This is a genomic window from Thalassotalea hakodatensis (genome assembly GCF_030295995.1).
Taxonomy (GTDB): Bacteria; Pseudomonadota; Gammaproteobacteria; order Enterobacterales; family Alteromonadaceae; genus Thalassotalea_C; species Thalassotalea_C hakodatensis.
Genome location: NZ_AP027365.1, coordinates 3866677 through 3879770 on the forward strand (window position 1 = coordinate 3866677; position 13094 = coordinate 3879770).

Consider the following 13094-nt stretch of genomic DNA (forward strand, 5'->3'; position numbering starts at 1 on the left):
AGCGCCCCTAAAAAATAACGTTTTTGGGGCGCTTTTTTATAATGCTTTTGCAACGTATTTAGCTAATGCTAAGCTCGACGTCAGTCCAGGAGAATCAATACCAAATAAATTAACCACGCCAGGAAAGCCGTGTATTGCAGATGTTTGTACGTAAAAGTCTTTAAACCCTTGATGTTCAGACTGCAACTTAGGACGTATTCCCGCATAAGAAGGTTGAAGCTTACTTCTTATGACAGCTGGAAAATATTCTTTTATCGCGTGATAAAACTTCTCTTGTAAATTTGGTGCTATTGTATAACTAAGCGCGGAAACATATTCAGTATCAGGACCAAACTTTAATTGCCCAGCAATATCTAACGATGCATGTATGCCTAAGCCATGATGTTGTGGTACAGGATAAACCAGACGGCTGAAAGGGCTTTTACCGCTATAACTAAAATAATGCCCTCGACACCAATGTATTTCAGGTATTTTATTTATAGGAAAATTAACAATATTGCTAGCAACATCAGTAGCATGCAAACCTGCACTATTGATAATTACCGGAGCAAGCACATGGGTTATCTCATTAACGCTTCTTAAGGTCAGTTGATAATTTTCATTTACTCTTTCAATAGCTAATAAATTGGTACAGGCTACATAAATACCGTCATTCTTTTCAAAATCAAATAAAAGACTTTGCATAAATTGATGCGTATCGATAATTCCCGTTGACGGAGACAATAGTGCCTTTGTAGCACGTATATTCGGCTCTAATTGCTTTGCTTGATTGGCCGTTTGCCATGCAAGGTCATCTACATTATTTTTACGGGCTTGTTGCCATACTTTTGCTAATACCGCTTCTTCGTTTTTCCCTGTTGCTACAAGTAATTTTCCCACACGTTTTACAGGCACACAAAAGCGATCACAGTGTTCGTATAATAAATGCTTACCCTCAACGCAAAGTTTTGCTTTTAAACTATCTTCAGGATAGTAAATGCCTGCATGGATCACTTCACTATTTCTGCTACTAGTTTCTTCACCAAATGATGTGTTTTTTTCAATAAGCAACACATGTTTAAACCGTTGACTAAGTTCCCTAGCAATCGCTAAACCTACCACGCCAGCACCGATAATCACCGCATCAAATCTTTCCATAAACTCAGCTCTGTCACTTATTTTATTATTGCTAGCTATTCCCTTATTTTAGTTTAAGTTCTACTAAAAATTCAGTTAATATGAATATCGCACCGCAATGTTTAAGCCGTAAGCTATGGCAGAACACACATTAAACGAGAAAATCATGTATAAATTATTCTTTGGGGCTATGTTACTATTCGCTAGCCACTCTAGTTATGCCTTAGGTAAGCTAGGACATCAGCTAGTATGTCAGCTTGCATATGAGCAACTTTCCACATCGACACAACATTCTGTCACAGCATTATTAGACCAAGTATCAAAGCAAGATCGATTAGCTATTAATCAATACCTAAGAAAAAAGAACGATACACCTTTAACATTTGCTAACGCCTGTACTTGGGCCGATGCCATTAAGCGTTTGCCTGAATATGATAAATATAAATCTTGGCACTATATTAACGTCGCCAGAAACAGCAAAGAAATTACCAAAAGCACCTGTCAAAAAAACTGCATAACGCGTGCAATTAAGATCCACAGCGAATTATTAATGGCTCATAAAACCAATGAGCAAAGTGCGAAAGCGCTAATGTTTTTAGGACACTGGTTAGGTGATATCCATCAACCTTTTCATGTCAGCTTTGCGAGTGATTTAGGCGGAAATCGTATAAAAGTTACGCCATTTAAAGGCAGATGCAATAACATACATTGGTATTGGGATGAGTGTCTGTTGTATCCGTCGCCACGCTCTAAAAAAGCACTAACAACATACTGGTTAAGTCGCCTTAACACGCTTATGCCAAACAACATAAAAAAGCAATGGCAACTATCAAACGAATTCGACTGGGCCAATGAATCATTAGCCATAGTGACCAGTAAAGAAATTGGCTATTGTCAGTTTCATGATGGGCATTGCCAACAGAATAACAATGTACCTTTTGTGATCACTGAACAATATCATTTAGCTCAACAGCAACAGTTAGCAACACGTATGGCGCAGGCAGCGACACGCTTAGCTGCACGACTAACTGATGTACTTAACACAAAAAACAGTTGATTTTTTAACCACTTCACACATACTAGATCGACGTTAATTCTGTCAATTACAGGGATGTTTATGCTTACACAACTTGAACAAAGTAAACAACGTTGGGGCGGACAAAATCAAACCATTGATAATTGGCTGCAGGAACGTCAAGCAGTGCTAGTGGCGTACTGTGATCTAATAGATTTGCAAAATAGTGATTCTATCGCGCAGAAAACACCGGAAAAAAGAAAAATTCAACGCTTTTGTCAATTATTGATGGACTACATATCAGCCAGTCACTTTGAAATTTTTCATGATGTGATAGAGCAATGCCAAAAAAAAGGGCCTGCAGATAAACAGAAAGCCGAAAAAATTTTTCCTACACTGAATAAATCGACAGACTTAGCACTTGCCTTTAATGATCAGTTTGCAGAAGCAACAAACATTAAATTGCCTGATAACTTTGATTTGCAACTTTCTACATTAGGTAGAGCGATGGAAGACAGGTTTAATCAAGAAGATCAATTACTCGCAATGCTGCATCGGTATTAGCTTTCAACGATTAGGGCATGTTTAATAGCAATTGAATTAAAAATTCGATCCACTTAGCACTTCATTAGCGCGCTTAGAACAAGTTGAATAATTATTGACAAAAACTAAAAAGCTTGGCGTTTGCCAAGCTTTTTTATCACTAACTTACTTTGACTTAGTGATCGTGGCCGTGACCTTCGCCACTTTCTGCATTTGCTTCTTTTTCTGCAGCCGCTTCTTCTGCTGTTTTAAAGTCGATTAATTCAACAACAAAATTAAGTACTGAGTTAGCAGGAATTTGAGGGGGTCTACCTTGAGGTCCATAGGCCAATTCACTTGGAATCGTAAAGTTATATTTAGCGCCTTTAGACATTAATTGAACACCTTCTGTCCAGCCAGGGATAACGCCGTTTAATGGAAACTCAATCGGCGCATTACGTTTGTATGAACTGTCAAATTCAGTACCGTCCATTAACGTACCTTGATAATGCACTTTTACCACATCTGTTGCGTTCGGTTTATCGCCTTCACCTTCCTCAACAACTTTGTACTGTAATCCAGACTCAGTCACTACTACGCCTTCTTTTTCTGCGTTTTCAGCTAAGTACGCTGCGCCTTTTTCTAGTGCTTCACTTGCTTGCTTTTCAGTAACGGCTTGTTGTTTTTCACGCATCGTTTTTTCTAGGTTCATCATTAACGCTTGAACTTCTTCTTGTTCAATTGCTGACTTACCAGCAAGGCTATCTTCTATGCCACGTAAAATTAACGATTGATCTAACGTTAACCCTAACGTTTCTTGTTGTTCTAAATTTCGCTGAGTGAACATACCAATTGAGGTACCTAACGCATAAGCTTGTTTTTGCACTTCAGTATCTAATACGACTGGTGCTTGCTCTTCTTTTTTCGCTTCTTGACACCCTACCACTGAAATTAACGCCAGTGCTACAACCGTAGGTTTAAATAGTTTCATTGAATTCTCCATTGATGCGGTTCAAATTAATATACAACCGCAATTATTGCTGTGACATACACATACGTTAAAAAAGAACATATACTAACGATAAATGCAGGTAGAAAAAAGCCCTTAATGAATATAGCCAAATTCTCAATACTATATATGCTGTTATTCGCGCTACTTTTAGCCGGATGCCAACCCGCTAGCGATGAGCCTATCCAACGATGGCAGCACGCAGCTAATGGTGCTTATGCGGCTAATATTTCAGATGACGCAAGCCTGAGTGCCGTCAGTTCAGTGCATCATGGCATTAGTTTATGGGACTTGAAAAACAACGCATTACTTTTTCAATGGTCACAACAACAAGACTCAGCCGACAACTTAGTGCTATCGTTAGATATTGCCCACGATAATAGTCATGTATTAACCGCAAGCCGACAAAATTTCTCGTTATGGAAGGTAAAATCAGGTAAGTCACATGGTTTCTGGCAAATAGATGGTTCCACCATTCGTGATGTTGCTTTATCAAATAATGGTAAAAATATCTTAATTGGAAAAAGCGATGGAACCGTGGTTCATTTTACGCCATCAACAGGTCGCCGCATTGAGTTTCTAGGCCACCAAGAGAAAGTAAATACGGTTGATATGTTACCAAACGGACGTATTGCTTTATCCGGTTCGAATGATTTTGTCGCTTATGTATGGGATACCCAAACTGGACAAGTTATTTACCGTTTTAATCATCCAAGCCGTGTCACTATGGTAGCCATTGACCCATATGGTCGTTACGCTTTTACCGCTGATAGTAAAAAATCAGCCAATCTATGGAACCTTAAAACAGGTAAGCTTATTAGCCAATTACAATATTCAAATAGACAAGAAGTATTTAGCACCGTGCAATTTTCAAAAGATGGTCATTTACTCGTTACTGGCGCTCCGTCACGCAAGGTAAGTATTTGGCGTATAAAAGACGGTGAACGCATAACAAGTTGGCGTGTAACACCAAAAGAAGATAATTATCCGGCTAGTGCCGTTGTGTACAGTGTCGCATTTAGCGATAATAACCATATTATCACCGAATCATCTTCAGGATATGCAGAATTATGGCAAGCCCAGTAGCAGAAGATATAATCAAACAATTAGAACAGAGCATTGAAGCGCTAGAGTCTCGCAATGCTTTTCAAGACGATGTTATAGAACAACTAAGCCAAGAGCTTACCGTGCATCAAGAAGAACTGTCAGCGTTAAAAGAGCAAATAAAGCTTTTAATTAACCGCGTTAAGCATCAACAAGCGCCAACACTGATGAGCCTAGAGGATGAGCCACCGCCCCCTCATTATTAAAGCGATACAGGCTCAACTTTTACACTAGGGCTTAAAAACACCGATGACCTGTTCATTGTTTCTGGTGTCTTTTTCGACGTGTTCTTCAGGTTGACTCATTTGATAGCCACACTTAACACAAGAAACTTTTTCCACATCATGCTCTTTAAACAACGCCATGGTATCTAAGGCATGACATTTGGGACAACTGGCACCCGCTATAAACCTTTTTTTACTCATCTTTCTTTTCACGATTGAGGTAAATTACCTATATTTTACCTTGAATTACACCTACAGGAAAAGCGACAATACGCGGGTTATTCAATAATTAGGTTGTATCATGATCACAGCGATAGAGTTAAGCTTGCACCGAGGGGTAAAAAGTTTAATTGAATCATCAAGTTTTACCATTCATCCAAACCATAAAGTTGGCTTGGTTGGCGCAAATGGCTGTGGTAAATCATCACTTTTTTCAGCCTTTTTAGGCAAGCTTTCACCAGACGCTGGCGACTTAAGCGTTCCTAGTCAATGGAAAATTGCCACGGTAAAACAAGAAACCCCGGCGTTAGATTGTTCAGCATTAGAATATGTTATTGATGGAGACACCGAGTACCGAGCCTTTGAAGCGGAGCTTAATTCAGCGCGCGAGCATAACGATGGCAATAAAGAAGCGACCATTATTAATCAAATTGATAGTATCGGCGGTTACAGTTTACCGGCTCGTGCTGGTGAGCTACTTCACGGTTTAGGCTTTTTACCCGAGCAACTCGCACTGCCAGTTAAAGAGTTTTCTGGTGGTTGGCGAATGCGCTTAAACTTAGCTCAAGCCCTTATTAGCCGTTGTGACTTGTTACTACTTGATGAACCTACCAACCATTTAGACTTAGATGCCGTTATTTGGCTGCAAAATTGGTTAAAGCGATTTGATGGTACCTTGATACTTATTTCCCATGATCGCGACTTCTTAGACGATGTTATTGGGCAAATACTGCACATCGAGCGTCAAAAAGCCAAATTGTACTCAGGTAATTACACCGCTTTTGAACGCCAGCGTGCTGAACAACTCGCTCAACAAGATGCACAATTTCAAAAGCAACAAAAAGAAGTGGAACACCTAACCGCCTTTGTCGATCGTTTTCGTGCTAAGGCAAGTAAAGCAAAACAAGCACAAAGCCGTTTAAAGCGATTACAAAAGCTGCCTGATTTAGCACCCGCACATGTCGATACGCCTTTTAGCTTTAGCTTCAAAAAACCTGACTATATGCCCTATCCACTGCTATCTATTGAGAAGGCAGCGTGTGGCTATGACCAAAATACAATTATTCTTAACGATACGAATATTTCCTTAGTACCTGGTAGTCGAATTGGCTTATTAGGTCGTAACGGTGCAGGTAAGTCGACACTAATTAAATCATTAGCTGGTGATATTGCCTTAGTAAGTGGTGAAAGATATCGTGCTCAAGAGTTACGTATTGGTTATTTCTCGCAACACCAGCTTGAACAACTTCATATGTCTTCTACCGCAATAGAACACATATTACGGGCTAAACCCACCATGACTGATTTAGAGGCCAGAGGTTATCTTGGTCGATTTGGTTTTAGTGGTGACCAAGCACTTGCTGTTGTTAACACCATGTCTGGTGGAGAAAAAGCACGCCTTGTACTGGCGCTTATTGTACTTGAAAAACCGCAATTATTATTGCTGGATGAGCCGACTAACCATTTAGATTTAGAAATGCGACAAGCATTAGTACTCGCATTACAGGATTTTGATGGTGCTATCATTCTTATTGCCCATGATCGTTATTTGCTTGAGTCTTGTGTTGATGAGTTTTATTTAGTTGCTGACGGTAAGGTCACTGAATTTAATGGCGATATTGACGATTATCAAAAATGGTTAACTGATGATAAAAAAACCAATACCAAAACGGCAAAAAGCGAAGCTACCTTCGATAAAAAACAACATAGACAACAACAGGCTGAGTTACGAAAAAAAGCCGCCCCACTTAAAAAGCAAGCACAAACACTTGAAAATAGACTTAGTAACACACAAAACCAATTAGACGATGTAGAGGCAATTCTTGCCGAGAGCGATATTTATCAACCTGAAAATAAACAAAAACTTACAAAACTATTAAAAGAACAAAGTCAGTTAAAGGCTAATATTGAACATTGTGAAATGGAATGGTTAACCCTTGAAGAAGAAATTGAAAAAATAATGGCTGAGCAATAAGCCATCTTAAAAATACATTGCTACACTTACTAGAGTACGTTGAGCCTTGCCGTTACATTTCCGCTCAAGTTAAACACGCTCTGAATAATAACAAACCAGAAAGGATGTTCTATGAAAAAATTTATGTCATTAGTCACAGTCATGATAATTGCTTGTAGTACAAGCTTTAGTGCCAACTCAGCAGATTTAGAAAAAGGTATTTTCGAATTGAACCGCGGCGAATTTAAACGCGCAATGGAAGAGTTTAAACCTTTGGTGGAAACAGGTTACGCACCAGCACAATATCAGATGGCATTGATTTATCAAAACGGTTGGGGATTACCAAAAAACAAAGAAAAAGCACTCGAATTAATGTCAATGGCCGCAGAGCAAAACTATGCGGATGCGCTTTTTTCACTATCGGTAATTTATTCCGAAGGTGAAGTAGTCGAAAAAGATCTAAAGAAGGCATTTCAACTGATGGAAAAAGCCGCTAAAAAAGACATCCCTAGCGCGCAATTTAATGTTGGCGTAATGTACGCTAACGGAACCGGTGTTAATAAAGATTTCTATCAAGCTGCCCAGTGGTATAAAAAAGCAGCGCGGCAAAACTATGTGCTCGCTCAGTTTAATTTAGCCGGCTTATATTTTGAAGGTGATGGTGTAGAACAAAGCTTAGAGCAATCGTACCTTTGGAACTATATAGCAGCTAAAAGTGGTTATGTTCCTGCACAAAAAAGCCGAGATATAGACGAACATAAACTCAGCGTTAAGCAAATTCAAGAAACCAGAGAAAAAGCAGAAGCACTATACGCGAACCTAGTTGAGCAACAAGAGCTCAAAGTAAAAGCACGTGAAGCAAGTAACCAGCTGTTTAACTAACTCATTCATGACTATGTCACCTACACATTAATAATTTGTAGGTGACACACGCCTATTATTTGATCTACGTCATAACATGCTTTTTCCATTAATTTAAAATAGCGTTGAAATCGTTATTTTAGTTAAGGAACACGTGATGAACTTTTTTACCATGTTATTTAATGACCCTATTGTCTACATTTCAATTATTGGCTTAAGTGTGGTACTCGGCATTTGTGGCTTTTATGTCTATTTTTTCATAAAAAATATTGAACAAAATAATTAGATAATTGCAAACAAAGCGTAACTCACAGAAGCATTCTCTTTTTTTATGCTGTTCTTTCAGGGCATCACATCCCAGTTTATTGTGCGTAAAATAGGCAATATAACGCTGCCTTTGCTATACTGTTCCAGTATTATTGTGATGAACGAAACACATTCTAGAAAAGGTTATTGTGATGGAACTATCAGTTAACAATACATCTAATGCGTTGAGTATTATTGAGCGCACACAACAAGAGCGTGAAGAAAAAAGCGAAAAGTTAGCCTCTGGTAAACGCATAACTAGTGCTGCCGATGATGCCGATGATGCCGCTGGCTTACAAATTAGTAGTCGACTGACCTCGCAAGTAAACAACTATCAACAACTCAGCGTTAATGCGCAAGATCAAGTTAACCTCAATAATGTGCAAACCGGTCAACTATCTTCAATTACTGAAAGTTTACAACGTGCGAATGTGTTATCGATTCAATCTGGTAACCCTTTATCTGATAATAACGCGATTCAAGGTGAGCTCGATCAGTTAACAGAACAAATTAATACCCTTGCTGATAAAGCATTAGGTAATGGCAACTTTGTCTCCGGTTTAGACGCAAACAACCCGCAAGCGACGCAACAATCAATAGAATCAGCTTTAGCTACCATTTCTGACAATGCCACAACATTAGAGGCTGAAAATAGTACTCTAGCCGCGCAAGTTAGCACGTACGAAGCGACACAAGTTAATGTAAGTGCAGCCAGATCTCGTATTGAAGATACCGACTATGGGCAAACGAGTAGTGAGCAACAGCAAGTTGATAGCCAACTACAAGCCGCAGTACTCAATAAAAAAGATGAAGAAACACGTAAAGGGTTACTGATAAACCAATTGGTTTAAATGCCGTTCTTACCTTCAAAGTGATCATTTATTTAACACACAGTGGCATAGTATCCGTTGTTATAACTATTTGGGTATAATAGGCCAATTCAGTTACACTACTGTGCCTAGTCATTAATTAACACATTTATGATCATTCCTTTAGATGCTATCGACTCAGACACACTTAATAATATCATTGAAGCATTCATCCTACGTGAAGGCACTGATTATGGTGAGCAAGAAGCAAGTATGCTGGAAAAAATAGCGATGGTAAAAATGCAGCTTCAACAAGGAAGAGCCGTTTTGGTTTATTCTGAGCTACACCAGAACGTTAACATTTTACCGGCAAAACAGTTTAATAAGGTACCTTCTTCATCCGATGATTATTAAATCGCTAGCTGGGATTAGTTAGACACGTCAATACCATCCATCACTAATCCCCAAGTTTGACCTATCGAGTAAAGCTTAAGGTAAATACAACCGGTACAGTATGACTTATACTTGGTAAGCCTGCTAATTCTTGCAATTTATTAATGCCTTTTACAAGGGCAAAATCTTGCGCTTTAATCAAAATAGGCGCTACGCTTGTGACCACAACTTTATTTTTCGCTAAACGGCTAACATTCACCTGTGCATTAATAGTTTGTTTATTATCATGTAACGTCATTTCACCTGTTAAGGTTAACGGTTTGATCTCGCCCATTTTCAGCTTCGAGAGAAATTCAGGCGATATTTTGCTAGTAAACGTTGCCTTGGGAAACATTTTCGTCGCAAATAAATGCTCTCCCATACGTTGATCACGTATCGGTATATTGGTATTGACGCTCGCGAGATCAATAGTTAACTCAACATCACCTTTATTTGAAATTTTGGCAGTCAGTGCGCTAAATGTGTGATTTTCAGCAATATGTTCTTTTTTAATCGAAGTAAAAACTAACGATGATTCATCAGTATTTAGCTGCCAATTAGCCATCGCGGGAAACATCAGTAAACTCGCTAATACGGTAATTATTTTTTTCATATACATAAATCCTTCTTGGTAAATTATCGGCGTGCTTGATGTGGAATAATCACATCTTGCCATGGAATGTCGTTCGACCCCAATGAGATGAAGTCAGGATTTAACAAGCTATCTCGTCTGTTATAAGACAAGGGGTTAAATTCACTATCAAGAATAGTACCACCCGCTTGCTCTAAAATACATTGGCTGGCTCCTGTATCCCATTCACCTGTTGGGCCAATTCTTAAGTAACAGTCTGCACCACCTTCAGCTATCAAACAATTTTTTAATGAGCAACTTCCCAATGCAATATGTTGGTATGAAAAGTCATCGCGTAGATATTGCCCCATGACATTTAATTTTTGTCGACGACTTACCGCCACTTTGATTTCACGCTCATCATCGTACCGTGCCACATTAATTTTTTCAGTACCCTTTACCTGTTCTTTATAAGCACCTGCCCCTTTTTGCCCAAAATAAGTCATTCGGTGATCGGGCGCGTGAATAACACCGATAACAGGTTTACCTTGTTCAATAAGAGCAACATTTACTGCAAAGTCGCCACTTCCGATAATAAATTCACCCGTACCATCAATCGGATCAAGCAACCAATAACGGTTCCAGCCTTTACGTTTATCAAAGGGTAATGCGCCAACTTCTTCAGAGATGATAGGAATGTTAGGTGTTAATCTTGATAGTTCAGCCATCAGTACATCATTCGCTGCAATATCGGCACTTGTTACCGGGCTATTATCTTTTTTCATTTCGGCAGTGAAATCACCTCGAGTATAATGTTTAAGCACTTCTACTCCAGCTTTTTTGCTACTATCAATGGCAATTGCTAATAGTGATTCTAAATTCATCCACCATTCCTTAATTTATCAACGAGTAACATGAGTGCCGCAATACTACGAGCCTCATTGAAATCTTCACGTGCGAGTAAATTACCATAATCGTCAACAGGCCAATGTATTAATTCCATCGGTTCGGGTTCATCACCAGGTAACGTTTGCGGATATAAGTCTTTAGCAATAAATATTTCCATCGTACCGCCAAAGAAAGCCGGTGCCATTGCAACGGTATGCAAAGGTATCAACTGCTTAGCGCCAAACCCCACTTCTTCTTTTAATTCACGATTAGCAGCTTCTATGGCTGTTTCACCCGGATCAATTAACCCCTTTGGAAAACCAAGTTCATAGCTGTGAGTGCCGGCACAATATTCTTTAACTAATAATAAACAGTTATCTTTAGTCAGTGACACTATCATCACTGAGCCTCGCCCAGCACCTTCCATTCGTTCATAAACTCTTTCTGCTCCGTTACTAAAGGTCAGTTCTAACTGCTCTATAGAAAAGAGTAAACTTTTGGCGATTGACGTACGTTTATTAATGTTTGGCAGTTGTTTATTTTTTGACATTATCACCAGAGTTGCCGTTATTATTTGGCAATGACCCTACAAGATTCGATATACTCCTATGATAAAGTGTTTTACTAGGAAAAATCTATGATAGATTGGTCAAAAATATCTACTGTGTTGTTAGATATGGACGGGACGATATTAGATCTGCACTATGACAACCATTTTTGGTTAACACATTTGCCTAAACGCATCAGTGAACAACAAAATATTAGTGTAGAAGAAGCAAAAAATTCGATGCTGGCTCATTACGAAAGAGTATCAGGAACGCTTTCTTGGTATTGCATTGACTATTGGGCAGAGCAAACCAATATGCCAATCAGTGAATTAAAACGCGAAGTTCAGCATTTGATTAACCTTCGTGAAGATGCACACGACTTTCTTACTGCACTTAAACAAACGGGTCGAGAAGTTATATTAGTAACGAACGCTCATCCTGATAGCCTTGCCCTTAAAATAGAGCGTACGCAACTAGACAGATACTTTGATACGCTATATTCAACACATGAATTTGGTGTCACTAAAGAATCACAATCTTTATGGCAAAAATTACAAGCTAAACAACACTTTGATGTAAATACCACGTTATTTGTTGATGACAGCTTACCGATACTCATGTCAGCACAAACATTTGGAATTAAACATATACTCGCAGTGGCAAATCCCGATAGCAAACAACCCGTCAAAAACATTGTTGAATTTCCCGCCGTAACTGACTATCGCACCATGCTTAGCGATATTTACGATACTCCGGTAGTTCGTTAACAATTAAAAGCGCAGTGGAAAACGTCCTTGGCTATCTTTTTTACTTACCATAGGTAAAACTTGCATAATCGCTTTGGGCGTTTTACTGGTGGGAGTTATATGCCCATTGCCATAAGCATAGCCATTTGCACCAATATTTACCGTAAAGGTTAACCCTATATCGTTATCACCGTTAACATTCAATACAGCTTCACCTTGTTGGCAACTCAGCTCACCGGTTAAATCAGCTAACGCTACTTTCTGCGATAATACGGTCACAGCAGCATTGGGCCAAGATACATTCCCCGTCAGCTGCTGACATACTGGTTTAGCCGCTTGAAATTTTTCTATCTTTATTTTGATGTGACGATGGGCTAATACTTCTACTGGTGTTGGAATTTGTTTTGCAATTAGTGCCGCTGGTAAATTCACTTCAACATGGGAAATAATTGGTTGTGAAAATAAACCTGATGCTGAAGCAAAGCCATCTATTGGACTCAAATTAGGATCGCCAAACGTCGCATTAATTTTAGGGTTAAAGCTAAGTAATGAGAGCAAATCTACATGAAGGTTAATTTTTTCTATTCGCGTGCCATTAATAGTAACACTCTCGATTTGTGGCTGCCAAATAGTGCCCTGTATACCAGTCACAGAGATATATGGTGGTAAAGTCACCCAGTTAGCAACAAATGCTGCAGGAAGTTTTACCAACAAAAAACATAAATAAAGAGTAATTAAACCTACTCCTAGAGTTAACCATTTTTTCACTA

16 protein-coding genes are annotated in these 13094 nt (G+C 39.0%); 9 read left to right on the forward strand and 7 right to left on the reverse strand.

What is annotated here, in order from left to right:
• Window positions 1-36: 36 nt before the first annotated feature.
• Window positions 37-1137, reverse strand: coding sequence for an NAD(P)/FAD-dependent oxidoreductase (locus QUE72_RS17095; protein ID WP_286270344.1), 1101 nt, complete (start codon window positions 1135-1137; stop codon window positions 37-39).
• A gap of 145 nt (window positions 1138-1282) precedes the next feature.
• On the opposite strand from QUE72_RS17095, the gene QUE72_RS17100 reads away from it, so the two are divergent.
• Together QUE72_RS17100 and rsd are read left to right on the forward strand one after the other, a co-directional pair.
• Complete coding sequence (locus QUE72_RS17100; protein WP_286270345.1) at window positions 1283-2173, forward strand: S1/P1 nuclease; 891 nt, start codon at window positions 1283-1285, stop codon at window positions 2171-2173.
• 60 nt (window positions 2174-2233) lie between these two features.
• Window positions 2234-2695 carry a sigma D regulator gene (gene rsd / locus QUE72_RS17105; protein WP_286270346.1) on the forward strand — a complete coding sequence of 154 codons (462 nt, stop codon included), beginning with the start codon at window positions 2234-2236 and terminating at the stop codon, window positions 2693-2695.
• A 154-nt stretch (window positions 2696-2849) separates the two neighbouring features.
• Here rsd and fkpA read toward each other — a convergent pair whose 3' ends face one another.
• Window positions 2850-3644, reverse strand: a complete 795-nt coding sequence (gene fkpA / locus QUE72_RS17110) for an FKBP-type peptidyl-prolyl cis-trans isomerase (protein WP_074496126.1) — start codon at window positions 3642-3644, stop codon at window positions 2850-2852.
• Between the two features lie 117 nt (window positions 3645-3761).
• On the opposite strand from fkpA, the gene QUE72_RS17115 reads away from it, so the two are divergent.
• Window positions 3762-4748, forward strand: coding sequence for a WD40 repeat domain-containing protein (locus QUE72_RS17115; protein WP_074496128.1), 987 nt, complete (start codon window positions 3762-3764; stop codon window positions 4746-4748).
• Window positions 4733-4972 (forward strand): SlyX family protein, encoded by a 240-nt coding sequence (locus tag QUE72_RS17120; RefSeq protein ID WP_074496130.1) that lies wholly within the window; start codon window positions 4733-4735, stop codon window positions 4970-4972. The genes QUE72_RS17115 and QUE72_RS17120 overlap by 16 nt, the downstream gene beginning before the upstream one ends.
• Window positions 4973-4996: 24 nt before the next feature.
• Here the strand turns inward: QUE72_RS17120 and QUE72_RS17125 are convergent, their stop codons facing one another.
• Entirely contained in the window at window positions 4997-5191 is a 195-nt protein-coding gene (locus QUE72_RS17125; RefSeq protein WP_074496133.1) for a YheV family putative zinc ribbon protein, read from the reverse strand.
• A 100-nt stretch (window positions 5192-5291) separates the two neighbouring features.
• On the opposite strand from QUE72_RS17125, the gene QUE72_RS17130 reads away from it, so the two are divergent.
• From QUE72_RS17130 to QUE72_RS17145, 4 genes are all read left to right on the forward strand, one after another.
• On the forward strand, window positions 5292-7184 hold the full coding sequence (locus QUE72_RS17130; protein WP_074496135.1) for an ATP-binding cassette domain-containing protein: 1893 nt from the start codon (window positions 5292-5294) through the stop codon (window positions 7182-7184).
• A gap of 111 nt (window positions 7185-7295) precedes the next feature.
• Complete coding sequence (locus tag QUE72_RS17135) at window positions 7296-8045, forward strand: tetratricopeptide repeat protein (protein WP_074496137.1); 750 nt, start codon at window positions 7296-7298, stop codon at window positions 8043-8045.
• Window positions 8046-8482: 437 nt separating this feature from the next.
• Entirely contained in the window at window positions 8483-9181 is a 699-nt protein-coding gene (locus QUE72_RS17140) for a flagellin (RefSeq protein ID WP_286270350.1), read from the forward strand.
• 129 nt (window positions 9182-9310) lie between these two features.
• The gene (locus QUE72_RS17145) at window positions 9311-9553 is read left to right on the forward strand and encodes a YheU family protein (protein WP_286270351.1); all 243 of its coding nucleotides are present in this window, start codon (window positions 9311-9313) and stop codon (window positions 9551-9553) included.
• Window positions 9554-9614: 61 nt separating this feature from the next.
• On the opposite strand, the gene QUE72_RS17150 is transcribed toward QUE72_RS17145, so the two are convergent.
• From QUE72_RS17150 to nudE, 3 genes are read right to left on the reverse strand one after another with little or no spacing between them, the layout of a single operon-like run.
• The gene (locus tag QUE72_RS17150) at window positions 9615-10184 is read right to left on the reverse strand and encodes a YceI family protein (protein WP_074496143.1); all 570 of its coding nucleotides are present in this window, start codon (window positions 10182-10184) and stop codon (window positions 9615-9617) included.
• A 23-nt stretch (window positions 10185-10207) separates the two neighbouring features.
• A complete protein-coding gene (gene cysQ / locus QUE72_RS17155) occupies window positions 10208-11026 on the reverse strand; it encodes a 3'(2'),5'-bisphosphate nucleotidase CysQ (protein WP_074496146.1) in 819 nt (272 codons plus the stop codon).
• Entirely contained in the window at window positions 11023-11580 is a 558-nt protein-coding gene (gene nudE / locus QUE72_RS17160; RefSeq protein ID WP_074496148.1) for an ADP compounds hydrolase NudE, read from the reverse strand. The genes cysQ and nudE overlap by 4 nt, the downstream gene beginning before the upstream one ends.
• 87 nt (window positions 11581-11667) lie before the next feature.
• Here nudE and yrfG point away from each other — a divergent pair, with 87 nt between their 5' ends.
• A complete protein-coding gene (gene yrfG, locus QUE72_RS17165; RefSeq protein ID WP_074496150.1) occupies window positions 11668-12345 on the forward strand; it encodes a GMP/IMP nucleotidase in 678 nt (225 codons plus the stop codon).
• A 3-nt stretch (window positions 12346-12348) separates the two neighbouring features.
• Here yrfG and QUE72_RS17170 read toward each other — a convergent pair whose 3' ends face one another.
• Complete coding sequence (locus QUE72_RS17170) at window positions 12349-13092, reverse strand: type II secretion system protein N (RefSeq protein WP_286270356.1); 744 nt, start codon at window positions 13090-13092, stop codon at window positions 12349-12351.
• Window positions 13093-13094 lie beyond the last annotated feature (2 nt).